Raw genomic sequence first — 24,154 nt, 5'->3', positions numbered from 1 at the left:
AAACCCAAAAAATCCGCCCGAAAGCTGGGCGGATATTTCATATATTAGAAACTTATAGCAGGGCTTCGATAGCTGGTTCAATATCCAGCGGGTCCACCGTAGATTCGAATCTAGTGACCACATTGCCTTCGCGATCAATCAGGAATTTAGTGAAGTTCCACTTGATTTCGTCATTGTTCAGAGCCTCTGGATCTTTGTCTTCAAGCATGCTTTGCAGCAGCTTTCCTGAAGAATGGTTGATGTCGAACCCTTCAAATCCAGCCTGTTCTGTCAGGTAGGTGAAAAGAGGGTGTTTAGCTTCGCCTTTTACGTCAACCTTTTCAAAGAGTGGGAAGGTTACCCCGTAATTGATTTGGCAAAATACATTAACCTCTTCATTGCTGCCGGGTTCTTGCTCTCCAAATTGATTGGAAGGAAAGCCGAGAATTTGGAGGCCGCGTTCCTCGTACCGCTCATAAAGCTTTTGCAGATCTGAATATTGGTGGGTAAATCCGCACTTACTTGCTGTATTCACTATCAGTAGCACTTTACCTTTGTATTGCTCTAGCTCGATATCTTTTCCCCGAATACTGCGTGCTGAATATTGATAAATGCTCATGGCTGCTACATCCCTTCAGTTATCTATGCTTTTTGAAAAAGAACAGGAAATATTTATAATAATTAAATTGTAAACAATTCAATTATCGCTGTCAAACAATACAGCTTGAAGGAATTGGAACCGTAATTGCCAGGTTGGAATAGGATAGATAATGGGTATGGATCAGTCAAAAAAATTTATTGCGTTAAAGCTACTCTGCGTTCCATTATTATCTTGCATCGGGGACGTTTTTTGATTAAGATAGCAGAAACCAGCGCAAAAGCCGCGCTGACATAGATAAGGACTATGACGAAGAGAGTAAGCATTATAGCGGATCTTAACAGGGAAGGCGTGCCGGAGACTGAGAGCACCCTCATGAGACGATTAATGCCGAAGTTCACTTCCGAGTTGGCCCCTGAAGTAGTTTGTCACAGGTTGTGGCAGGTATGAGTAGGGAGGCCCGCGCCCCGCGTTACCGGGTGAAAGACAGAATTAATTCTTAGTCAGGGGAACATGAGATTCTATTCCTTTGTGCTAGTATTCGGGTTAATTCTAAATAAGGGTGGTACCACGGCTCCTCGTCCCTTGCGACGGGGGGCCTTTTTGTGTTCCAAATTATAACAAAAGAGGGAGTGGAAGGGTAATGAGTAACGTGGAATTGGATGTTCTTAGAGGTCGTCTGGATGAAATTAATGGGCAATTGCTGGAGCTGATCTCCGAGCGGGCTAAGATTGTTCAGGAGATTGGAGGAGTTAAAGAAAAACAAGGTGTCCCTAAATTTGATCCAGAACGGGAAAAACAGATGCTGGATAAGCTCGTAGCGAGCAACAAAGGCCCTTTCACTAACGGGACGATCCGTAGCCTCTTCAAACAAATTTTCTCAGCTTCTCTGGACTTACAAACAGATGATCATAAAAAAACTTTACTGGTAGCCCGCAAGAGCCACAAAGAGGATACAGTGATTGTTCTGCCGGGAGATGTAACGGTTGGCGGTCCTTCTTCACTGATGGTAGCCGGACCTTGCTCTGTGGAAAGTGAACTGCAGACTCGCACCGTAGCTGCCGCCCTGCAAAAAGCCGGAGTACGTGTAATGCGTGGTGGTGCCTTCAAGCCTCGGACTTCACCTTATGATTTCCAAGGGCTGGGAATGGACGGTTTAAGAATATTACGAGAAGCAGCAAATGAATATGGACTGCTGACCATCAGCGAAATTGTAGATCCAAGACATATTGAAGAGTCACTTGATTATGTGGATATCATCCAGATCGGTGCACGTAATATGCATAATTTCGAGCTGCTAAAAGCGGTCGGAGAAGTCGACAAGCCGGTACTGCTGAAACGTGGATTGGCTGCCACACTCGATGAATTCATCCATGCAGCGGAATATATCATGTCTCGTGGAAACACACAGATCATGCTGATTGAACGTGGAATTCGTACCTATGAAAAAGCGACCCGCAATACGCTTGATATCTCAGCAGTGCCAATTCTCAAACAGGAATGTCATTTGCCAGTATTGGTTGATGTAACTCACTCGACAGGCCGCAAAGACATCCTTATTCCATGTGCGAAAGCCGCACTCGCAGCTGGAGCTGACGGTATTATGGTGGAAGTGCATCCTGATCCTGCAACGGCATTGTCTGATGCCGCTCAGCAGCTGAACATTGATGAATTCAACACCTTCTTTAATGAAGTGAAGGCTTCCGGATTGTACCGGTAATCTAGAAATATAGAATTTGCATGATATTTTAAGGATTCGCTAGAAAATGAGGTGTATAAGCGCTTACAAGTCTAACTAATCTTTTTGTGAAGGTGAAGGTGGGTCGAGTACAATAAGCAACATTAGCGTTGCACCGGCCCCGGGTCTTTTCTGACAAAAGATCCACACATTTTAATAGTCACAGGAGGAAAATAGATTTTGAAGCAGCTTACCTTAAATAATGGGTGGTTTTCTAACACTCGAACCGATATTTTATCGGGGATGACCGTAGCCGTTGCGCTGATTCCTGAAGCGATCGCTTTTTCGATCCTGGCGGGAGTAAGTCCGATGGTTGGTTTATATGCCTCTTTTTGCATTGCGATTGTAACGGCACTTGCCGGAGGCAGACCCGGAATGATCTCGGCGGCTACGGGAGCTATGGCTCTGTTAGTCGGAAGTCTCGTACTAGAACACGGAATAGAGTATCTGTTCGCGGCAACTGTATTGGCTGGCGTGTTTCAGATATTGATGGGGATGCTAAAGCTGGGGCGGTTTATCACGTTTTTGCCACAGCCGGTCATGACGGGTTTTGTCAACGCGCTGGCGATACTGATTTTTATGGCACAGCTTACCCATTTTAAAGGACAAGGCTGGGTGATGTACGGACTGGTAGCTCTGACCTTGCTTATTATCTACACGGTTCCTCGGTTTACCAAAGCCGTACCTTCAGCACTTGTAGCGATTGTTATTGTTTCTGTTCTTAGTATCGCTCTTCATCTGGACGTAAGAACCGTAGGCGATATGGGGAATATTACAGCAACTTTGCCACTATTCCATCTCCCGCAAATCCCGTTCACGCTGGATACGCTGCTTATTATTTTGCCATATTCACTTTCGCTGGCCGTAGTTGGGCTATTGGAATCCCTGATGACTGCCACCTTAATAGATGATATTACGGGCACAGGTAGTGATAAGAACAGAGAGGCGAAGGGACAGGGGCTTGCGAATGTAGTCACTGGTTTTTTCGGAGGGATGGCAGGCTGTGCGATGATTGGCCAATCGATGGTTAACATGAAGTCAGGAGGACGCACGCGTCTGTCCACGTTTGTATCAGGGATCTTTTTATTATTCTTAATTATCGTACTTGGCGTTGTGGTGAAGCAGATCCCGATGGGTGCGCTCGTCGGCGTAATGATAATGGTCTGTATCAGCACCTTTGAATGGGGCTCACTCAAAACTTTAACCCGTGTTCCGCTAAGCGATGCGCTGGTTATGATTGTGACGGTGGTCACTGTGGTGGTTACGGACAACCTTTCTATTGGGGTTTTGTTTGGAGTTCTGCTAAGTGCTTTAACGTTTGCTTGGAAAATAGCTTCGATCCGCCTAACTGTTCAGGAAGCAACCTCTTCCAAAACATATGCGGTATCCGGCCAGTTGTTCTTCGGCACGACAAGCCACTTCATTCATGAATTCGCCTACGATAGCGATCCGGATCATATTATTATCGATTTTTCACACTCCCATGTGTGGGACCAATCCGCTGTCCATGCCATAGCGAAGACGATGAGCAAATACGCCGAGCATGGTAAAAAAGTCACCATTACCGGACTTAATGACCAGAGCTCACAGCTGGTTCAGCGGGTGGGATTATCCATATGAAAAAAGATTGCGCTATATGCGCGATCTTTTTTTTATAGCAGATATTAACTGAAAGAAAGGCCAGCAAGGTTTTACTTTGGGTTTAAAATAATATAAAATATAAAGTGGATAATGTTTATCCGCTTTATACGCGGATGGCATTATCTACAGTTTGAATCAAGCTATTTACGTAAATCGAGGTGCTGTACATGCATATGAAAACAGGGGTAGAACAGTCGGTATATGCACTGGTTCTACTCAACATGCTGCCGGATAAGGCGGTGTTGTCTGGGGAAGCGATTAGCCAGCAGCTCGGAGCATCGGCGACCTATTTTCAGAAACTGTTAAGAAAGCTGGTAACCGCAGACATCATCACGTCTGTTCCCGGCATTAAAGGCGGTTTTAAATTAAAGAAAAGCCCTGAAGATATTCGTGTATATGACGTTTACCTCGCGGTGGAAGGCCAGCAGTCGCTGTATTCATCGAATGGTATTCTGGTAGATATGTTGGATTTAGAAAAAGAAGACAGCTGCTGCCTGTTATCGAATCTGATGGAAGAAGCTGAATCCTCTTGGAAAGCCGTATTAAAGCGGGAGACTATTGCTTCGTTGTCGGAGGAAATGCGTGGTGAACGCTTTAAAGATAAGATTGCAGCCCTAGAGGAATGGGTCAGTAATAAAATGGTCATCTAACCAAAGAAGGGATGTATTCGCATGAGATTAAGCATATTGGATCAGGCACCCGTGACAAGCGGCAACACTGCGGAAGGTGCCCTGAATAAAGCAGAAGAACTCGCTATTTTAGCAGATGAGCTGGGATATAGCAGAATGTGGATGGCAGAGCACCATGGTGGAAATACATTTGCTAGCTCAGCTCCGGAAGTAACGGCTGCCCGTTTAGCCGCCAAGACCAACCGTATTCGAATCGGCACCGGCGGTGTAATGATGATGCATTATTCTCCGCTTAAGATGGCGGAAGTATTTAAAACGTTAAGTGCTTTTTCCCCGGGGAGAATTGATTTTGGTGTGGGACGAGCTCCTGGTGGCGATACAAGCGCCATGTACGCTTTATCTGAAGGCCGCGAGTTAATGCTGCATAATATGTATGACAAGCTTGGCATTACCATGCAGCTGCTTAGTGATCAGATTCCGGAAGATGAGCTATATGCCAAAAATCTCGCTGCTCCAACGAAGGTGGCGCTCCCTGAAGTATGGCTGTTAGGCTCGAGCGGCAATAGCGCGCGAAAAGCTGCACAAATGGGAGTCAGATACTCCTTCGCACAATTTTTTAATGGTGCGATGAGTAATGAGATCTTGGACCATTACCGGAATAACTACCAGCCTTCTATCTTTATGGACAAACCAGAGATCAGTGTATCCTATATGGTGACCACAGCAGAAACGAAGGAAGAAGCTGAGTATGAAGCATTACCGCAGGATATTTTTCGGTTGATGATGAGTAAGGGCCGGATTACTCAGGTGCTGACACCAGAAGAAGCTCAGAACATTTCGCTATCGGAAATTGACCGGATGTCAATCAAGGAAGGGCGCAAGATTCATTTAGTTGGTGCGGTTAAAGACATCGCCGTACGTTTGCAAGAAGAACAAGCACAATATGGATTCCAAGAAGCAATGATATGCAGCATCCCACATTCGCAGGAGAAACGGCTAGAAGTTTACCGACTACTGGCGCGTGAACTGCTAGGCTCTTGATTCTGGATAGCTAACCTTAACCCGCATTTGATGCGGGTTTTTTGTATGCCAATTTAATTTTTTTGATCGAAGTTGGTCCTCAAAAGACAATAAATTAACCCTCCCGCCTCCTAAAAGTAACATTTGAATGCCTAACTTCATCTATGATTAGTGAAAGATTTATTTTTAAAAAGAGGTTAGGAAGTGATCAAGGATGTTTCCTTTACTTAAATCCGTTACGCTGACAGCCTTGCTTCTAATGAATCTACTGGCAGGTTGCCAACATCAGGTGGACCCATCCCCCTCTCAATCGGCTAACGACTACCACATCTCAAGACCGAAGCCAACAAACACCGCTGCTAACCTCATTAAGCTGGATTGGAAGCTGGTGGATACAATACCCATAGTCTCTCAACTAAGTGCTCCACCCACAGGCGCTACTTTGATTACAGAGAAGAAGCTGGAAGACTTCAGAGGAGTCAAAGTGAGTGTGTATACGGTGGCTAGTGACGAAGACTATGTGTATGCCAGAACTTCTACTTCCAAAGGACAATACAGTCTAGGGGCGATAGGAACTTATAATTATCGTCAACCGGAGGATATTAAGGTAGAAGTAGTGCGGCTGTTTAGCGAAAAGGTGTTGAAAATCACCGGGGGACTAGGAGCAAATAACTCGCTCAGTAACTATTATTTAATCGACGAGAGCGGTAACCCCTCGGGTTTGCTGCAAATTGATACCGGACATTCCAAAGAGCTGGATGTTGATCAGGATGGATCTTTTGAGGGTGTAGCCGCACATGGAAATCCAATGAGTGCCTATATTTACCGCTGGAATGTTGATCACGCTGAGATAACTTTTGTTAATGATGCTTTAAAGGCGGACTCCGTGGTGCTAACGGATGAAGGAATATATGAAGCTTCTAATATCGGGGACAAGCAGAGCAAGAAATTCCGGTTGACCGTAGAAGGACTGATTCCAGAGCGGTAACGCCATGACCACTGCTGTTGAAATATTTCCTGCGACCATTTACCCTAAACCTCCGTATAGACGGTTAAGCTTGAATGATTATCCATAATCTAGGAGGGGTATTGGATGAATATGCAAATGAATCCGAAATTGAAACAGCTGCGTCCGGGAAAAATAGTCACCGGTATTGCAGCGGTGCTTATTGTATTGTTGATCGGCGCGAACTCTTTTGTATCTGTGGAATATGGGCATGTAGGTTTATACAAAACCTTTGGTAAATTAAATGACAATACATTGTCACCCGGCATTCATTTTAAAATTCCATTTATTCAGACGGTGATTCAGGTCAATACACAGGTAACGAAGGCGGAGACCGATACTTCAGCCTCTTCAAAAGATCTTCAGCCCGTGTCCACACATGTGGCGGTGAACTATTCCGTAAATAAGGCTTCCGCCTTTAATCTGATGAACAATATCGGAGGTAATTTTGATAGTGTAATTATCAATCCGGCCATTCAAGAAATCGTTAAAGAAGTGACAGCCAAATATCCAGCAGAGGATTTGATTACGCGTCGTGATGTAGTGTCTAGTGAGATTAGTGAGCACTTAACCGCTAGGCTGGCAAAATATGACCTGATCGTCAACGATATTAACATCGTTAACTTTAAATTCTCGGAGGCGTTTAACCAGTCGATTGAAGCAAAGCAGGTCGCCCAGCAGCAGGCATTGAAGGCCGAAAATGATCTCCGGCGGATTGAAATTGAAGCGAAGCAAAAAATCGCCCAGGCGCAAGCAGAGGCTGAATCTTTAAGACTTAAGAAGCAAGAGGTTACACCTGAGCTGGTGCAGCTGAAGCAAATTGAGGTTCAGGAGAAAGCGCTGGAAAAATGGAACGGCGTGTTGCCATCTGTAACAGGGGGAGCCACACCTTTTGTGGATGTTCAATCCCTGACTAAATAATTCATTATTGGGTTTCTGATTTATTTCACAATTTGCTGTTCTGTGATTGAGATCGTAGCTGTCTGCTTCAACAGAGTATTTATTATCCCTTTACGCTTACGGACTCAGAAGATGTTATTTGTAAGTTTTAAGGCTTAGGAGCATGGCTTCGGACTCCAGTGGCGCTATCCCTTAGGTAGAGGTTCGGATTTGGTGTTTTTTATGCCAATAGCGGCTATGGGGTCCGATAGTTTCCCAAATGTACAATTATGCTGCCTATAAGGTCAGCTGTGTCCGATAGTGGCTCGTACGCAATAATTCTCCCTATTTTACCTTATATAATTCCGGGTTTGGCAATAAGGACAGCCCATAGTGTATCAACAACTGATCCTCTGATAGGAAAGCCCTACTTCTATAGAAGTAGGGCTTTTTATGCTATTAATATTGATAAAGCATCGTAGGAATTTGCCAGCCAGCGCCAACTGACCAAAAGAAGACATAATCGCCACGTTTAATTCGTCCGTCCTCGACTCCGCGTTGAAAGGCGATAAAAGGACTGCTTGTGGCTGTGTAGCCGAACTCGTCGCCTACATAAATGAACTTTTCTGCGGTTAGCCCAAGTCCGATTTGGATGAGCTCGATATTTTTCAGTGAGAATTGTGAAAGGCAGAATGCAGAGATATCATCCGTAGTCAGACCGTTGCGTGAGAGAAGCTCCTTCATATCCGCTATAGCCGCATCCACACACACTGTACCGTCAAAAGGGGTCCACCGTATCCGAATCTGCTCTGGGGTCATACCCTCTTGATAAATATTCGACAGGCCGCAGGCCGGGAACATAATATTTTCGGAGCCTTCAGAATCGGTGTAATAAAGGGAATCTATGAAGCCTGCATGCTCACTGCTGCGCTCTAGAATCACTGCTGCTGCGGCGTCCCCAAAGTTAGGGTAAGTAATTTCATCATCTGTATTGCAGTTTACTGAGCTGTAGTCGCTTCCTACAACGAGTGCGTACCTGATGCTGGGATTGGCTTGCATATAACGACTTGTCTGCTCCACGGCGGAGACCATTCCTGCGCAGTTAGCATTGGAATCCTGCGTAATGGTCCGGTGTTTACCTTGAAGCATACGGTGTAGGAGAAGTGCATTGGTAGGATAGGTGTACTCTGGCGTCTGTGAAGCGAACATGATCATGTCCATATCCTCACCTTGCAAATTCGCTTCGCTAAGCACTTTTTGGGCAGCCTTTAATCCCATCGTCAGAGCATTTTCACCCTGTTCTTTTACGATGTATCTCCGGTCGCGACCCATGACTTCTAGGAATCGTTTGATGTCCTTGCCCATACTCTGAAAATGCTTCAGATAATATTCGTTATCTACGATATGCTCTGGGTGGTAATAAGCAGCTTGGCGAATCGCTATATGTCCCAAGTGACGCCTCCTATGCTTCAATAATTTCGTAATTTTCTAATTTCGTTGCCCGTGCCACTCGGCTTAACTGCATTTTTAGGACAGGGCTTTTGGCAATAATAAAGGTTACTTTTTTAAATCCGGATTGTTTGTACAGTATGTAGCATTGCTCAAGCATGGGAAGTGTGTCCTTTGAGGATACATTCAATGTCTTGCAATCTAGGATGATCTCATATTGTTTCGGGTCGAATGCACTTATGATTTGGTTGTACTCATTAATGAAACGTCCTGCATCTTCTGGCGACATAGTTCCTTCCACTTGTACATTCAGTTTTTGATCGGCAGCATTTGTGGCGAAATTGAAGTTTCCCATTTTTGATTAATCTCCTCCTAAGTTTTATCTAAGAAAAATTTTGATGAATAGGATAAAAAAACCTATTTATCTAAGACTATTATCGTATTTTTAATTGGGAAAGTTTAGGGGATTAAACCTTTATTTTTTTTAAAAGATAATTTAGGGAATGATAAACTACTTAAAATCCATAAAATCTGCACAAATTAAGGTTTGAGGTAGGCATGCCCACCCTGTTTGCTTTGCAAAGCACAGTTCTATTGGTATGATTACAGAGATGAAAAAAACTACTATCCAAATCATGGAGGAATAATAAAAATGAGCGAAATTACACTATCGGGGATCATTGATCATACACTGCTTAAAGCAGATGCACGGAAAGAAGACATTATTAAATTGGCGGAGGAAGCTAAAACTTATAAGTTTGCTTCTGTTTGCGTAAACCCTGCTTGGGTAGCTACTGCCCATGAAGTGCTGAAAGATACGCCTGAGGTTAAAGTATGTACAGTAATCGGCTTTCCGCTGGGGTCATCGACAACAGAGAGCAAAGCATTCGAGACTACCGATGCTATCGCTAAAGGTGCAGGCGAGGTGGATATGGTCATCAATATCGGAGCATTAAAAGATGGCAACGATGAGCTGGTTAAACGTGATATTGCAGCTGTTGTAGATGCAGCGCGCGGCAAAGCCCTGACAAAAGTCATCATTGAGGCTTGTCTGTTAACGGAAGAAGAAAAAGTTCGTGCCTGCAAGCTATCTGTTGAGGCCGGAGCAGATTACGTAAAAACATCCACTGGATTCTCTACAGGCGGGGCAACGAAAGAAGATATCGCGCTTATGCGTGCTACAGTTGGACCTAATATCGGTGTAAAAGCTTCCGGTGGTGTACGTAGTGCAGAAGATGCACATGTAATGGTACAAGCAGGTGCAAGCCGTATTGGAACTAGTGGTGGTGTAGCGATTGCTAAAGGCGAAACAAGCCAAAGCAATTACTAAGCCGAAGGGCTGAATCGGAAGCGGCGAGTGAGGAGGACAAGCTCATTCGCCGCTGTCCTGATTCAAACTATTAACCGATCAGCTTGATTAGCGATTGTGTTTTATACATAAGGTTGAGGTTTTTATTAATTTATATTGAAAGCGTTATCCAGTAGGTAGAGGACACTAGCAGAAGCATTTGACCAAAGTACAATAATTCACACCGGAATAATGAGATTTTTTTCTTTTCAAATGACGTGGTTTGTGAGAGAATGGGTACAATTCAAAATTGTTAATCATTTCTATACTTAATTATAGGGGAGGAAATACCTATGTCAGAAGATCGCAAGCTGTCGTTTGAAACTTTGGCTGTCCATGCAGGCCAGGAAATTGATCCAACTACTTTCTCACGTGCTGTACCGCTTTATCAGACCACTTCCTACGGGTTCCGTGATGCTGATCATGCAGCGGATCTGTTCGCGCTTAAAGAATTCGGTAATATTTATACTCGGCTGATGAACCCAACTACGGATGTATTTGAACAGCGTGTGGCAGCACTTGAGGGCGGGGCAGGTGCGCTTGCTACAGCTTCCGGGGCAGCGGCTATTTCCTTTTCCATTCTAAATATTGCGGGCGCTGGGGATGAAATTGTATCTGCAGCAAGCCTATATGGCGGGACTTATAATCTATTTTCGACAACACTGCCTAAGCTTGGTATTAAGGTACATTTCGTAGATTCGGATAATCCTGAGAACTTCCGTGCTGCGATTACAGATAAGACCAAAGCCTTGTATGCAGAAACAATCGGCAACCCACAGGGAAATGTTCTGGATATTGCGGCAGTTGCAGCGATCGCCCATGAACATGGGATTCCTCTCATCGTAGACAATACGTTCCCAAGTCCATATTTATTGCGTCCGATAGAGCATGGCGCGGACATTGTTGTCCATTCGGCAACCAAATTCATCGGCGGACATGGTACATCCATTGGCGGGATTATTGTTGACGGCGGTAAATTTGATTGGAAGGCAAGCGGTAAATTCCCAGGTCTTACGGAGCCAGATCCAAGCTATCATGGAGTGGTTTATACGGAAGCGGTGGGCCCGATTGCTTATATTATTAAAGCCCGCGTTCAATTGCTTCGCGATTTAGGGGCGGCGATTTCACCGTTCAACTCTTGGATGCTGCTGCAAGGTCTGGAGACTCTTCATTTGCGGATGGAACGTCATAGCCAGAATGCGCTGAAGGTAGCGCAATATTTGGAGGCACATTCAGATGTGGAATGGGTAAGTTATTCGGGACTTCCTACGCATCCATCTCATGAATTGGCGCAAAAGTATTTGCCTAAAGGCCAAGGTGCGATCCTTACTTTTGGTATTAAAGGTGGAAGTGCTGCGGGACGTAAGCTGATTGAGAATGTGAAGCTGTTCTCTCATTTAGCGAATGTTGGGGATTCCAAGTCATTGATCATCCACCCAGCGAGCACAACTCATGCACAGCTGTCGGATGAAGAGCAAATCACAGCCGGAGTAACGCCGGAATTGCTGCGTTTGTCGATCGGGACGGAGTCCATTGATGATATTATCTATGATCTGGAGCAAGCTATTGCTGCCAGTCAACAATAGAAGTTTATATTTCGAAAAGCATTACCGCTCTGCGGTAATGCTTTTTTTGTTGCCTAAAAAAGTTGGAATATTCATCGGATTTGGCAACGCTTGCATATTTCAGGTGTGGCTCCCGTATTTATAAGTGAGGTAGGTAATGAAATGTCGGTCGCTTATGTTATATAGCTTGGCATACCGGCAGCAATCCAAAGATAAAGGGTGGGTGCGAGGATGAAGGGTGAACGTCAGCAGGATGGTTTGCGGAGTAGTGAAGAGCGCCCGTTCAAGTTCATGTATAAGGCTGGTGATCGGACTGTGGGAATGGAAATGAGCCAAGCTGGATCCGTAGCCTCCGCTGCCGCAGAATTTATCGCTGGAGTAGAGCAGAGGGATGTCATTGAGCCTTTGAAGCGGTCTTATTTTAAGCGGCCGGGGGAACCATCGACATTCCTAGTGCTGCGTGAAGGAAGAGAAGAACGTCTTGCTGGACGGGAAGGAACAAGGACTGTTCAAGCGGGCCCGTGTTTGATACGGAGTGAGGAATGGCTGCTGGAACCAGAGCTGTTCTGTCTTTATGAGAACTGGTTATCTAGTGAGGATGAACTGCAAACATCGCGCTTTCTACAGCGAATCTCTTATCGTCTGCGCGCAGCTGTTGTCGAGCTGCTCGAATCGCCGGATGGCGAATGGGCGGCAGTCACCCTGCTGCATCCAGAGTCACTTGCGGTGGCGCAGCCCGCCAAGCTTGCCGCGCTTCAGGACGCGCAGCTCGAAGCGCTGTTCGCTGCGGTGGCGGAGAGCCAGCGGCAAGGCGGTGATTGCCGCCTTGACCTGCTGGTCGCCTACACCGCAAGCGCAGCCGAATTCGCTGCAAAGCGCGAATTCATCGAAGACGTGGCCGATCAGACACTCGGCCACGCTTATGCGGCGGCATGCCGCATCGGGGCGCTGATCGCGCCCGATGTGGAGCCTGCCGCCGCTGCGGAAATCGCGCGTATCGCCGATTTCCTAGTGCTGGACGGCGCGGCGGGCGAGCACGCGCCGGAAGAGACCGCCGCGGAGGAATTCGCCCTGGCGGCGGGGAAGATCTTTGCCGCCGTGACGAGCGTGAAGCCGGCGGCGGTGGTGCTCGCCGCGGGGACACCGGCGGCGTCGGCTTTGGCCGATCTGTATCAGATCGGGCTCAGCGGGATCTTTTGCAGCGCCGGTCAGCGGACCGAAGCGCTGCTGAGAGCGGCCTGCCTGATCTGGATCGCCAGGCAGCGAGAAACGCTGGATACTGCCGCCGGGGGAAGGCAGTAAGCTTTTTCTGATGAACGATACGGTGCAGTTCATATAAGAATCGAAAAAAGACTTCAGAGCAGCGATTATCCGGTTATCGGAGAATCGTTGCTTTGTTTTTTTGGTCGTTAGCTACCTGCTTCAACAGCGTACATATATCCCTTTACTCAATCACTATACTCAACCTCCGTGCTCAATACTGTACTCTACCTCCGCACTCAAACTAATCGTGCACCTCTGCACTTAAACTAATCAGCACTCAAAGTCTGCACTTAACCTCCGCCCCCTGATGCTTAAGGACCCAGATGACGCTATTTGCCTGATTTTAGCTTTTTAAGCATGGTTTCGGACACCAGAGACACTATTCGTTAGGAAGAGGTACATATTTGATTCTTTTCAGGTCAATAGCTGCAAAGGGGTCCGTTAGAATACAAAATGTGTTTAAAACCAGCGATTAGGGTCAGCTGAGTCCGATAGTAGCTACATTCGCGAGCAACTTGCATCATACGTTCATCAATCGTGTCGTACTCATACTTTGCGCTCAACCTTCGTACTCAACCTACGTACTTAAACTAATCTGCACTCATGCTTTGCATTTAAACGCCGTACTCATACCGGGTACTCATACCATGTGCCCAAACACCGCACTCAACCTCCGCACTTAAACTAATCGTGCACCTCTGCACTTAAACTAATCAACACTCAAACTAGGCACTAACCTCCGCACTCCTCACCCCCCTGATGCTTAAGGACCCAGATGACGCTATTTGCCTGATTTTAGCTTTTTAAGCATGGTTTCGGACACCAGAGACACTATTCGTTAGGAAGAGGTACATATTTAGTTCTTTTCAGGTCAATAGCTGCAATGGAGTCCGTTAGAATACCAAATGTGTTTAAAATCAGCGATTAGGGTCAGCTGAGTCCGATAGTAGCAACATACGCGAGCAACTTGCATCATACGTTCATCACTCGTGTCGTATTCATACTTTGCGCTCAACCTCCGTACTCAACCCCGCACTCAAACTAATCTGCACCGATCCTCTGTACTATCACCAATAGCTACAGACAACATTAGTTTTGGAACCTCCGCATTTGTTTCCAGCTTCTCCTTACATTTTACATAAACAGGATAATGACAGTGAAGGCTCGAATTTTATTAGCATCTTGCTGAATAGGGGTGCTGTAGATGTCTACAAATTTTAGAGTTGGCCTGCAAAAGGTCGTAGATCATTCTTACGATATTGAGATTGGGGAAGGTCTTTTTGGCGCTCTGATCGAGGATTTGAAACATGGAATTGTCGAGAATGTAAGCAAATTCGCGATTGTTACAGATTCAAAAGTTGAAGCCCTGTATGGACAAGCCTTGCTGGAACAACTGCATCAGAATGATTTTCAAGCGGAGTTATTTTCTTTCCCTGCTGGAGAGAAGTCTAAAACCCGAGAAACGAAGGCACAGCTGGAGGACCGGCTATTAAGCCGTTCTTACGGACGAGACTGCTGTATCCTTGCCATTGGAGGTGGAGCGGTAACGGATTTGGCAGGTTTTTTGGCTGGAACATTTGGTCGGGGAGTGCCAAGTTTGAACTATGCAACTACCCTTTTAGCAGCAGCGGATGCTTCTATTGGTGGTAAAACGGGCGTGAATACACCGGTTGCAACCAATCTAATTGGTGTTTTTCATCAGCCTAAAAAGGTCTACATTGACCTAGCCACTTGGAGAACGCTTCCGGTACGTGAGCTTCGTAGTGGGTTGGCTGAAACAATCAAACATGCCTGCATCGCGGATGCTGATTTTTTTGAGTTTCTTGAACAGAATATGGAGCGAGTGGTTTCCTCAGAAGGCGATCTTGTATTAGATCGAGAGGTTTGCGAACGGATTGCTTTTCATAATTGTGAGATCAAGTATAGCGTGGTGGAAAAGGATGAACTGGAGAGCAACCTGCGCCAAATTCTAAATCTGGGGCATACTGCTGGCCGGGCGTTAGAGGCTTTAAGTGGTTATGAATTATTACATGGTGAAGCTATTGCGATTGGACTCGCGGTTCAGGTGCAGCTGGCAGAGCAGTTGGGGTATGTAACACCTGACCAAACTCAGCGTGTGATTGCTTTGTTGAAGAAGGCGGGACTTCCGACTGAAATACCAGCAACTATTACAAATAGAATGCTGATTGATAAGATGTATACGGATAAAAAGGTTCGCAAAGGGCGTATACGGTTTGTGTTCCAAGCTGGAATTGGAGCGATGAAGTCTTTTGAAGGTGGAGCTTATTCGACGCCAGTTGAAGAGCAAGTCCTATCCGAGCTTTTAAATAAAATACGCAGCTAAGATAGGAAAAAGTTATTCTAAATTTATGACGAATAGCCCGGAAGGTAGGGTTTACTTTTTCGTTCAAGGTGGTATTATTAAAATATAAGTTGCACTAAGGAAATATAGTTGTACTATTGCAACAATGATTATCATTCTCACTACTCATAGTTATCATTCATGCTGTCCCGGCTAAGCCGGGGCAGCATGTGTCATTTTAGGGGTCTTAAGAATGGCTCTCATTATCATTTAGACAAAACAAAACGTATGCTCCCGATGCAAGTTTTGTTGCGAAGAGAAGTCAATGAAGTAATCCTACACAAAACTTTCAGGATGGTGATTATTATGCAAGCAACATCAAAACATTTACCCCAGCAAACCTCAATCTCCGGCAGCATGAAGAAACCAGGCGCTCCAAAACGCCGGTTCGATCTGAGAGCCATGCTCAGCAACTCCGAGATGCAGGCTGCGCTTGGCAGCGGAGTACTTATGCTTTTTGCTTGGGCTATGGGCAGCTGGTCAGAAGTTTTCTCTATAGTACTTTATGTTATTTCGTATACCATTGGTGGCTGGAACAAAGCCAAAGAAGGCGTTGAGACGCTCGTCAAAGAACGTGATCTCGATGTGAACCTGCTGATGATTGCGGCCGCACTAGGCGCAGCTACCATTGGGTACTGGAATGAAGGTGCTATGCTCATCTTTATTTTTGCGCTTAGTGGAGCTTTAGAGAGCTATACGATGGAACGGAGTAAGAAGGATATTTCCTCACTTATGGCCTTGAAACCTGCCACAGCCATGCGGATTGAGAAAGGAAGCATGAACGAGGTAGCTATCGATCAGTTAGTAATTGGAGATCTGTTGCTTGTACGTCCAGGGGATCTTATTCCTGCAGATGGTAAGGTGTACAGAGGAGAATCGGCAGTAGATCAGGCTTCCATTACAGGAGAGTCAGTGCCTGTTGAAAAATGTGCCGGCAGCGAAGTATTCGCAGGTACGGTCAATGGAGAAGGTCCACTTTATATTGAAGTAACGAAATCAGCAGAGAACACACTTTTTTCCAAGATCATTAAGATGGTAGAAGAAGCAGAGACGGATGTTCCAAACTCACAGCGATTCATTAAAAGACTGGAAGCCATCTATGCACGGGTTGTCGTTGCCTCGACTGTGGCTCTTATTTTTCTTCCACCCTTTTTGCTGGACTGGAGCTGGAGCGCAACCTTTTATAAAGCGATGGTTTTTCTTGTAGTAGCCTCGCCTTGTGCGTTGGTCTCATCGATTATGCCTGCGATGCTGTCGGCCATTTCCAAAAGTGCACGAAAAGGGATTTTATTTAAAGGTGGGGTCCACCTCGAAAATATGGCCCGGACCTCTGTTGTAGCTTTTGATAAGACAGGAACCCTTACAGAGGGAACTCCGCAGGTGACAGACTTTATTGCAGCTGAAGGCTACAACCGGGAAGAATTACTGGCGATTAGCGCATCCATTGAGCATATGTCCCGCCATCCATTGGCGGAAGCCATTGTGCGTAAAGCTGAGGAAGAATATCTGGAGCTGCGGGGTGTGCAGGAAAGTAAAACCATCACTGGCTGGGGAATTGAAGGTCAAGTTGACGGGCATCTCTGGAAAATTGGAAAGTCCAATTTACTGGATGAGCTGACTTCGTCTGCGATAAGTTCTGAGCTTGCATTCTGGAGAACTAAACGGCAGCAGTTGGCGGAAGAGGGGAAGACTGTCTCCATTATTTTGGACGGTGAGCATATCGCAGGTATGATTGCATTGCAGGATACAGTTCGCCCACAAGCAGAAGCCGCAGTGCGGAAGCTGCAGGAGCTGGGGATTAAAGTGGCTATGCTTACGGGTGACCGGGAAGCTACAGCAAAAGTTATTGCGGCTTCAACCGGAGTAGATTTAGTATTTGCCGACCTTTTACCAGAGGATAAAGTAAAGCATATTAAGGCGCTTCGTGAAGAGCACGGTAATGTTGTGATGGTGGGTGACGGTGTGAATGATGCGCCTGCTCTGGCTACAGCGACTGTTGGCATGGGTATGGGCATGAAAGGCAGTGGTGCAGCGCTTGAGATCGCCGATGTAGTACTTATGAATGATAATATTGAAGAGATCGCCTCGACCATTTCATTGGCACGGCGCTCACAGCGTATTGTGAAGCAAAATATGATTTTTGCTGTAACAGTAATCGCGGTTCTGATGATCAGTAACTTTGTGCAGGGCATCGCCCTTCCTTTTGGCGTGATCGGTCATGAAGGCAGTACGATATTGGTTATTCTTAATGGGCTGCGATTGTTGCGGTAAGTGGTCAGTGAAGTTACTGTGTATTATTTATTGCCAAAAATTAAATTGTTCACAAATGATTTTTCCCTGAGGGAGTCTGGCTTATTGACATTTTTGCTTTCAGTTAGCATAATTAAGACTACATTATAATTATTTTAAATAAGAAGCGACGTCACTGCCGTCTAACTCAAGGAGGATATAGATATGTATAAATCAATAATTGTTGGAACCGGACCGGCGGGGTTGACTGCTGCTATCTACTTGGCTCGTGCCAATTTGAACCCACTAGTAATCGAAGGACCTCAACCTGGCGGACAATTGACCACCACTACAGAAGTGGAGAATTTCCCGGGATTTCCTGATGGAATTATGGGTCCAGACTTAATGGATAATATGCGTAAACAAGCTGAACGTTTTGGTGCGGAATTCCGTACGGGTTGGGTGAACAGTGTAGAACTTGGAGAGCGTCCTTTTAAGCTTAATGTTGAAGGATTGGGTGTTCTTACGACGGATACCCTGATCATTTCCACTGGCGCTACGGCAAAATACCTCGGTATCCCAGGCGAGCAGGATAATGTGGGACGCGGTGTGAGCACCTGTGCTACCTGTGATGGATTCTTCTTCCGTAATAAAGAGATCGTGGTTGTTGGCGGTGGAGATTCTGCGCTTGAGGAAGCGGGTTTCTTGACTCGTTTTGCCTCCAAAGTAACGCTGGTACACCGTCGTGAAGAGCTACGTGCTTCCAAGATCATGCAGGATCGCGTTCGCGATAATGTTAAAGTAGCTTGGAGCCTGAATCGTACTCCTCTGGAAGTAACTTCTGGAGACAAAGGCGTGAGTGGACTAAAAGTGCTGAACAATGAGACCGGACAAGAAGAAATCATTGAAGCAAGCGGAGTGTTTGTGGCGATTGGCCACCATCCTAACACTGCATTTTTGGGTGGACAAATCACAACTAATACTGAAGGTTATATCATGACTAACCCAGGTACTTCTGAAACTAATATCCCAGGTGTATTCGCTTGTGGTGATGTGCAGGATACCCGTTATAGACAAGCAATTACGGCAGCAGGCAGTGGATGTATGGCAGCTATGGATGCTGAGAAATACATTGAAAGTCTGGAACATAGCGCGGTTATTCTGTAACATAACTGTAATCTTCCATAGGAGGTCTAATGATGGAAAATGTAATTGTATATACATCAACAAATTGTCCACATTGCCGTCAGGTGAAGAGCTTTTTGAGTGAAAAAGGCGTAGCCTATGAAGAGCGTAATATTGAGCAGAATGATGATTACGCGCAGCAGGTTTGGGATATGGGAATGAGAGCTGTTCCTGTAACTGTAATTGGTGAGCACAAAATCGTGGGGATGAATAAAACTCAGTTCGACAAAGCATTGGCGACTGTTTAATTAAATATATTTCTGTGAGGAAATTGCAAAAGGTCGCTTCCATTTTGGAGGTGATCTTTTTGTGGTCTAAGTATACAAAAATAGCCTGACGCTAATATGCGCAGGCTATTTTTTATGATGTAAATCGCAAAGTTCAATTTAAGCTTGAGTGAAAGAGGTAATGATCTGAAATAGGACGTATACAGCAACACCGCTGCCGATCAGAATGAATCCTGATTTCTTTTTGGCTTGAAAAAAACGGAGCACACCGAGACTGATCAAAGGGGCAATAATGAGCAGAAAAAGCAACACAGTGATGAACATCTGTGCCGAGATATCAGACGTATCAACATAGGTCATGGACTCGCTCTCCATTTCAAAAAAGGGGTTGTAGTGATAAATGTCACACTAACTTATCCTTTATTATATAGGATTTAAGTTGCTTTTACTGCACTTTTGATCCACCTAAATGCGGCAATTTTACGTCAATTCTATCCGCTCTTGAATTTCACTCGTGAAACTGTCCCGCAAAACGTTGTCCATTAGACTACATTAAACGGTCACCCGAATATCGCCTAGAAAATGCATAACTGCAGAGAACCCCGCGCCTATCATCGTGCCTCGGCTGCCCAGCTTGGAGAAGGTAATCTCGAGCTGCTGCTTATGATAAGGAAGTGTACGCTCGGCTACAACCCGGCGAAGGGGCTCCCCTAACCAGGCTTCTGCTTCGGATAAGGCTCCACCGATGACAATCAGCTCTGGATTAAAGCTATTGATTAGATTCGTTACTCCGATGCCGAGATATTCACCCATTGATGAGAAGTGGCGCAAGGCGTCTTCTTGTCCAGCGGCTGCATAACGGACCAGTTCTTGTGTAGTATGAGCAGGGAGGGAGAACTCGGAATGGTCATAGGTTTTCTCCGAGGCATATAGCTCCCAACAGCCACGGCTCCCACAACTGCACGGCTTGCCTTGTGCTTCAATCGTCATATGTCCGGTCTCGCCGGCATATCCTCTTGCACCTTTGTACAGCTCTCCGCCAATAATAATACCGGATCCGATCCCTGAACCCGCACTGATATAGAGCAGATGTCTAACATCTTTTGCCGCCCCAAAGTTCAGTTCACCTTGTGCACCTGCGTTAGCTTCGTTATCAATAGTGACTGGAACCGCGAATTCCGCCTCCAAAATACCCCGCAGGTCGACCATTTCCCAGCCAAGGTTGGGAGCAAAAAGAACAACCCCGTTCTCATCCACCATCCCGGGGACACCTACTCCGATGCCGACGATACCGTACGGGGATTCAGGTGCTTTATCAATCAAGTCTGAAATTGTTTTTTTCATCCGTTCCAGTACATAAGGCAGAGCATGATTGTCCAGGGAGAAATCGCTTTCGAAAAGAATGCCACCACTTAAATCACATAAGACGGCTGTCAGTTGCTTCACCCGTAGCTCTATACCGATTACACTGCCGGCCATGCTGTTAAAATGCAGCATTAGCGGCTTACGTCCGCCACTGGATTGACCTGGTCCAACTTCAGTCACTAATTCTTGAGCGCATAGCTCAGCCACCAGATTGGATACGGTAGCTTTATTCAGTCCGGTCATCTCTGAAACCTTGGCGCGCGAGAGCGGAGAGTTCCTTCGAATAGTATGTAGTACGATCGATTTATTGATTTTTTTGACCAGCGCCTGATCTCCGGTAACCTTCACGAATCACACATCCTTTTTAGCATAGTTCCCTTTTGTTGTATGCCACTTAGTCTAGAGTGATGTGCTGGAAATTGCAATACATCGGCAGAAAAGAGGAAATCTATGTTTGTTGGATTTTTTGAATATTAAACGGATAGGCAAGGGAGACTTAAAGAGGCGGAAATTTTATAAAAAAACTTTGTTTAACCAATATACAAAGTCAAAAAGATGTGTTAAGATGATGCTGTAAACGCTTGCTAGCGTAGCACAATATGAGGAGGATTACACAATGGCTTATTTTGAGACAGTGAACAAAATCTCTTACGAGGGAAGCCGTTCCACCAACCCTTATGCATTTAAATTCTACAATCCTAAAGAAGTCGTAGCCGGCAAAACTATGGAGGAACATCTGAAATTTGCAATGGCTTATTGGCATACATTAACTGCTGGCGGTTCTGATCCGTTTGGCGCTGAAACTGCAATTCGCAGCTGGGACAAATTGAGTGGTCTTGATAAAGCTAAAGCTCGCGCTGAAGCAGCATTCGAATTTATGGACAAGATGGATCTGCCTTACTTCTGCTTCCATGATGTAGATATCGCACCAGAAGGCGCATCTTTGCGTGAGTTCTACAGCAACATCGACACTATTGTTGATATCCTTGAACAAGGCATGAAGACTTCCGGCAAGAAATTGCTGTGGAATACAGCTAATATGTTCACTAACCCGCGTTATATGCACGGTGCAGGTTCTACACCTAACGCTGATGTTTTCGCACATGCAGCAGCACAAGTGAAGAAAGGTCTGGAAGTTGGTAAACGTCTGGGCGCAAGCAACTATGTATTCTGGGGCGGCCGTGAAGGTTACGAAGAATTGCTGAATACAGATATGGGTCTTGAACAAGATAACATTGCACGTCTGTTCAGCATGGCTGTAGATTACGCTAAGGAAATTGGTTTTGATGGTCAATTCCTGATCGAACCTAAACCAAAAGAGCCTACTAAACATCAATATGATTTCGATGCAGCAACAACAATTTCGTTCTTACAAAAATACAACCTCGACAAGCACTTCAAGCTGAACCTTGAAGCTAACCACGCTACGCTTGCAGGTCATACTTTTGAACATGAACTTCGTGTAGCTCGTATTAATGGCATGCTTGGATCACTTGACGCTAACCAAGGGGATACACTGCTTGGTTGGGATACTGATGAATTCCCAGTAAACATCTACGATGCAACACTTACTCTTTATGAAGTATTGAAGAATGACGGTCTTGGCAAAGGCGGAATTAACTTCGACGCTAAAGTACGTCGTCCTTCCTTCGAGCCACAAGATCTGTTCTTGGCACACATCGCTGGTATGGATACTTACGCAAAAGGCTTGAAAGTTGCTGCTAAATTGATCGAAGATCGCGTATTCGAAGATTTCATTGACAAACGCTACAGCAGCTTCACAGAAGGCGTTGGTGCAGACATCGTTTCCGGTAAAGCAACATTGGCTTCTTTGGCTGAATATGCTTTGAACAATGAGAACCCACGTCCTAACCAATCCGGACGTCAAGAATACCTGAGAGCTACCCTTAACCAATACATCTTGGCTGAGTAGTCCTTATAGGGAGCTTGAAGCTTAGGCTTTGAGTCGAGTTTGAACAAATGCAACGGGGGTTGCTGAAGAGAGCATTCTTCGGCAGCCCCCTTTTTGTAGTAAAAACTAAGCAAGATGCTTACGAAGTAAGTTTTGCTCGAAGTAATTCAATGAAGTCTATGCTAACAAAACTTTTAGGAGGTCAAAAATGAAATACGTTATAGGTGTTGATTTGGGGACTAGTGCAGTGAAGACTGTTCTAGTGGACCCGCAGGGGAAGGTGGCTTTTGAGCATTCCGAGTCCTACCCGCTAAGCAGACCCCAACCGAACTGGAGTGAGCAAAATCCTGAAGATTGGGTAAAGGGCACGCTGGTCAGCCTGCGCCGTCTGATTGAAGTATCAGGCATAGACCCGTCTCAAGTAGACGGTCTAAGTTTCTCCGGACAAATGCACGGATTGGTACTAGTAGATAAAGAAGGGCAAGTGCTGCGTCCAGCTATTCTTTGGAATGATACCCGTACTACTGCACAATGCCGTAAGATTGAGAAGACGCTTGGAACGAAGTTGATCGATATCGCCAGAAACAAAGCATTGGAAGGTTTTACACTGCCTAAGATTCTGTGGGTTCAAGAGAATGAACCAGAAGTATTATCACAGGCGCATCAGTTCCTGCTGCCAAAAGATTATGTTCGTTATCGGTTGACGGGTGATTATGCAATGGATTACTCCGATGCTGCCGGAACGTTGCTATTGGATGTAGGTTCTAAAGAATGGAGTGCAGAAATCGCAGAGGCTTTTGAACTTCCGCTTTCTCTTTGTCCTAGATTGGTAGAATCCTTTGAACAGACTGGAACTTTATTGCCGGACATTGCTGAAGCGTCAGGTCTTTTATCTTCAACAAAGGTATTTGCTGGTGGTGCAGATAATGCTTGTGGCGCGCTCGGAGCGGGTGTATTGGGAGAAGGCCGGACCATGTGCAGTATTGGTACATCTGGTGTAGTTCTTTCTTATGAAAGCAATAAAGATTTGAATCTCGAAGGCAAAGTCCATTTCTTTAACCATGGTGAAAAAGATGCCTACTATATTATGGGGGTTACACTAGCTGCTGGTCATAGCCTTACGTGGTTCAAAGAAACCTTTGCGGCGGACAAAAGCTTTGATGAGCTGTTAAGCGGAGTTTCCTCTATTCCAGCTGGCAGCGGCGGCCTGTTATTCACACCTTATATTGTAGGAGAACGTACACCACATCCAGATGCGAATATTCGCGGAAGCTTTATTGGTATGGATTCAGGGCATACGTTGACGCATTTTACACGTGCAGTATTAGAAGGCATTACCTTCTCACTGCGTGAATCCATTGAGATTGTACGTGAGTCAGGCAAAGAGATTACAGAGATCATTGCAATTGGTGGTGGAGCTAAAAATGAGGCTTGGCTGCAAATGCAGGCTGATATTTTCAATGCATCCATCGTGAAGCTGGAAAGTGAACAGGGTCCGGCAATGGGAGCAGCTATGCTGGCGGCTTATGGAAGCGGATGGTTCACATCCCTTGCGGAATGTGCAGAAGCGTTTATCCGTCCTGCTGATGTATATAAACCAGATCCGAAACAAACGGCAATCTATGATGGTCTATTCAACCTCTATCAGGAAGTTTACGGCCAGACCCGCGAATTGAATAACAAGCTGGCTGCATATCGCCAATAAAATGCCATTTATCAATCTGTCTGATATAAAAAAGGTCTTTCGCATCTGGCGGAA

General features: G+C 45.5%; 20 protein-coding genes. 15 read left to right on the top strand and 5 right to left on the bottom strand.

The window, feature by feature from the left end:
• Positions 1-52 precede the first annotated feature (52 nt).
• A complete protein-coding gene (locus NST94_RS26110) occupies positions 53-598 on the bottom strand; it encodes a glutathione peroxidase (RefSeq protein WP_038573366.1) in 546 nt (181 codons plus the stop codon).
• A 622-nt stretch (positions 599-1,220) separates the two neighbouring features.
• On the opposite strand from NST94_RS26110, the gene NST94_RS26105 reads away from it, so the two are divergent.
• The 6 genes from NST94_RS26105 (at position 1,221) to NST94_RS26080 (ending at position 7,532) form a co-directional block, all read left to right on the top strand.
• The gene (locus NST94_RS26105; RefSeq protein ID WP_076193656.1) at positions 1,221-2,297 is read left to right on the top strand and encodes a bifunctional 3-deoxy-7-phosphoheptulonate synthase/chorismate mutase; all 1,077 of its coding nucleotides are present in this window, start codon (positions 1,221-1,223) and stop codon (positions 2,295-2,297) included.
• Between the two features lie 261 nt (positions 2,298-2,558).
• Positions 2,559-3,935 (top strand): SulP family inorganic anion transporter, encoded by a 1,377-nt coding sequence (locus NST94_RS26100; RefSeq protein WP_339282163.1) that lies wholly within the window; start codon positions 2,559-2,561, stop codon positions 3,933-3,935.
• A gap of 188 nt (positions 3,936-4,123) precedes the next feature.
• A complete protein-coding gene (locus NST94_RS26095; protein WP_076137019.1) occupies positions 4,124-4,606 on the top strand; it encodes an Rrf2 family transcriptional regulator in 483 nt (160 codons plus the stop codon).
• A gap of 21 nt (positions 4,607-4,627) precedes the next feature.
• On the top strand, positions 4,628-5,626 hold the full coding sequence (locus NST94_RS26090) for an LLM class flavin-dependent oxidoreductase (protein ID WP_339281430.1): 999 nt from the start codon (positions 4,628-4,630) through the stop codon (positions 5,624-5,626).
• Between the two features lie 193 nt (positions 5,627-5,819).
• Positions 5,820-6,593, top strand: coding sequence for a hypothetical protein (locus NST94_RS26085; RefSeq protein ID WP_339281429.1), 774 nt, complete (start codon positions 5,820-5,822; stop codon positions 6,591-6,593).
• 105 nt (positions 6,594-6,698) lie between these two features.
• A complete protein-coding gene (locus NST94_RS26080) occupies positions 6,699-7,532 on the top strand; it encodes a prohibitin family protein (protein ID WP_076128733.1) in 834 nt (277 codons plus the stop codon).
• Between the two features lie 417 nt (positions 7,533-7,949).
• Here the strand turns inward: NST94_RS26080 and NST94_RS26075 are convergent, their stop codons facing one another.
• Both NST94_RS26075 and NST94_RS26070 read right to left on the bottom strand, forming a co-directional pair.
• Entirely contained in the window at positions 7,950-8,942 is a 993-nt protein-coding gene (locus NST94_RS26075) for a ketoacyl-ACP synthase III (RefSeq protein WP_076277142.1), read from the bottom strand.
• 10 nt (positions 8,943-8,952) lie between these two features.
• Positions 8,953-9,294, bottom strand: a complete 342-nt coding sequence (locus tag NST94_RS26070) for a hypothetical protein (RefSeq protein WP_076099934.1) — start codon at positions 9,292-9,294, stop codon at positions 8,953-8,955.
• Between the two features lie 297 nt (positions 9,295-9,591).
• Here NST94_RS26070 and deoC point away from each other — a divergent pair, with 297 nt between their 5' ends.
• The 7 genes from deoC to NST94_RS26035 all read left to right on the top strand — a co-directional run bounded on the left by deoC (position 9,592) and on the right by NST94_RS26035 (position 19,139).
• Positions 9,592-10,269: a deoxyribose-phosphate aldolase gene (gene deoC / locus NST94_RS26065; RefSeq protein WP_036680262.1), complete on the top strand. Its 678-nt coding sequence runs from the start codon at positions 9,592-9,594 to the stop codon at positions 10,267-10,269.
• A 311-nt stretch (positions 10,270-10,580) separates the two neighbouring features.
• On the top strand, positions 10,581-11,873 hold the full coding sequence (locus tag NST94_RS26060; protein ID WP_036680260.1) for a homocysteine synthase: 1,293 nt from the start codon (positions 10,581-10,583) through the stop codon (positions 11,871-11,873).
• A gap of 210 nt (positions 11,874-12,083) precedes the next feature.
• Entirely contained in the window at positions 12,084-13,154 is a 1,071-nt protein-coding gene (locus tag NST94_RS26055; protein ID WP_339281428.1) for a hypothetical protein, read from the top strand.
• Positions 13,155-14,319: 1,165 nt separating this feature from the next.
• On the top strand, positions 14,320-15,459 hold the full coding sequence (gene aroB / locus NST94_RS26050) for a 3-dehydroquinate synthase (protein WP_076128722.1): 1,140 nt from the start codon (positions 14,320-14,322) through the stop codon (positions 15,457-15,459).
• Positions 15,460-15,783: 324 nt separating this feature from the next.
• A complete protein-coding gene (locus NST94_RS26045; RefSeq protein ID WP_339281427.1) occupies positions 15,784-17,748 on the top strand; it encodes a heavy metal translocating P-type ATPase in 1,965 nt (654 codons plus the stop codon).
• 183 nt (positions 17,749-17,931) lie between these two features.
• Positions 17,932-18,873: a thioredoxin-disulfide reductase gene (gene trxB / locus NST94_RS26040; RefSeq protein ID WP_076128718.1), complete on the top strand. Its 942-nt coding sequence runs from the start codon at positions 17,932-17,934 to the stop codon at positions 18,871-18,873.
• Positions 18,874-18,905: 32 nt separating this feature from the next.
• Positions 18,906-19,139 carry a glutaredoxin family protein gene (locus NST94_RS26035; protein ID WP_076128716.1) on the top strand — a complete coding sequence of 78 codons (234 nt, stop codon included), beginning with the start codon at positions 18,906-18,908 and terminating at the stop codon, positions 19,137-19,139.
• A gap of 138 nt (positions 19,140-19,277) precedes the next feature.
• Here NST94_RS26035 and NST94_RS26030 read toward each other — a convergent pair whose 3' ends face one another.
• Together NST94_RS26030 and NST94_RS26025 are read right to left on the bottom strand one after the other, a co-directional pair.
• Positions 19,278-19,478 carry a hypothetical protein gene (locus NST94_RS26030; protein WP_036680251.1) on the bottom strand — a complete coding sequence of 67 codons (201 nt, stop codon included), beginning with the start codon at positions 19,476-19,478 and terminating at the stop codon, positions 19,278-19,280.
• A gap of 192 nt (positions 19,479-19,670) precedes the next feature.
• A complete protein-coding gene (locus tag NST94_RS26025; RefSeq protein WP_076179356.1) occupies positions 19,671-20,831 on the bottom strand; it encodes an ROK family transcriptional regulator in 1,161 nt (386 codons plus the stop codon).
• A gap of 268 nt (positions 20,832-21,099) precedes the next feature.
• Between NST94_RS26025 and xylA the strand changes: the two genes are divergently transcribed.
• Together xylA and xylB are read left to right on the top strand one after the other, a co-directional pair.
• On the top strand, positions 21,100-22,416 hold the full coding sequence (xylA, locus tag NST94_RS26020; RefSeq protein WP_076128712.1) for a xylose isomerase: 1,317 nt from the start codon (positions 21,100-21,102) through the stop codon (positions 22,414-22,416).
• A gap of 187 nt (positions 22,417-22,603) precedes the next feature.
• Entirely contained in the window at positions 22,604-24,100 is a 1,497-nt protein-coding gene (gene xylB / locus NST94_RS26015; RefSeq protein WP_076128710.1) for a xylulokinase, read from the top strand.
• Positions 24,101-24,154 lie beyond the last annotated feature (54 nt).

Source organism: Paenibacillus sp. FSL H8-0282 (assembly GCF_037963825.1).
Taxonomy (GTDB): domain Bacteria; phylum Bacillota; class Bacilli; order Paenibacillales; family Paenibacillaceae; genus Paenibacillus_AQ; species Paenibacillus_AQ odorifer.
The sequence above is the reverse complement of the archived record's forward strand: the minus strand, read 5'-3'. Positions and strand labels throughout refer to the sequence as shown.

Coding starts and splice junctions, on each gene's coding strand:
- NST94_RS26110 (WP_038573366.1), bottom strand. CDS start 598: ATGAGCATTTATCAATATTCAGCACGCAGTATTCGGGGAAAAGATATC.
- NST94_RS26105 (WP_076193656.1), top strand. CDS start 1,221: ATGAGTAACGTGGAATTGGATGTTCTTAGAGGTCGTCTGGATGAAATT.
- NST94_RS26100 (WP_339282163.1), top strand. CDS start 2,559: ATGACCGTAGCCGTTGCGCTGATTCCTGAAGCGATCGCTTTTTCGATC.
- NST94_RS26095 (WP_076137019.1), top strand. CDS start 4,124: ATGCATATGAAAACAGGGGTAGAACAGTCGGTATATGCACTGGTTCTA.
- NST94_RS26090 (WP_339281430.1), top strand. CDS start 4,628: ATGAGATTAAGCATATTGGATCAGGCACCCGTGACAAGCGGCAACACT.
- NST94_RS26085 (WP_339281429.1), top strand. CDS start 5,820: ATGTTTCCTTTACTTAAATCCGTTACGCTGACAGCCTTGCTTCTAATG.
- NST94_RS26080 (WP_076128733.1), top strand. CDS start 6,699: ATGAATATGCAAATGAATCCGAAATTGAAACAGCTGCGTCCGGGAAAA.
- NST94_RS26070 (WP_076099934.1), bottom strand. CDS start 9,294: ATGGGAAACTTCAATTTCGCCACAAATGCTGCCGATCAAAAACTGAAT.
- deoC (WP_036680262.1), top strand. CDS start 9,592: ATGAGCGAAATTACACTATCGGGGATCATTGATCATACACTGCTTAAA.
- NST94_RS26060 (WP_036680260.1), top strand. CDS start 10,581: ATGTCAGAAGATCGCAAGCTGTCGTTTGAAACTTTGGCTGTCCATGCA.
- NST94_RS26055 (WP_339281428.1), top strand. CDS start 12,084: ATGAAGGGTGAACGTCAGCAGGATGGTTTGCGGAGTAGTGAAGAGCGC.
- aroB (WP_076128722.1), top strand. CDS start 14,320: ATGTCTACAAATTTTAGAGTTGGCCTGCAAAAGGTCGTAGATCATTCT.
- NST94_RS26045 (WP_339281427.1), top strand. CDS start 15,784: ATGCAAGCAACATCAAAACATTTACCCCAGCAAACCTCAATCTCCGGC.
- trxB (WP_076128718.1), top strand. CDS start 17,932: ATGTATAAATCAATAATTGTTGGAACCGGACCGGCGGGGTTGACTGCT.
- NST94_RS26035 (WP_076128716.1), top strand. CDS start 18,906: ATGGAAAATGTAATTGTATATACATCAACAAATTGTCCACATTGCCGT.
- NST94_RS26030 (WP_036680251.1), bottom strand. CDS start 19,478: ATGACCTATGTTGATACGTCTGATATCTCGGCACAGATGTTCATCACT.
- xylA (WP_076128712.1), top strand. CDS start 21,100: ATGGCTTATTTTGAGACAGTGAACAAAATCTCTTACGAGGGAAGCCGT.
- xylB (WP_076128710.1), top strand. CDS start 22,604: ATGAAATACGTTATAGGTGTTGATTTGGGGACTAGTGCAGTGAAGACT.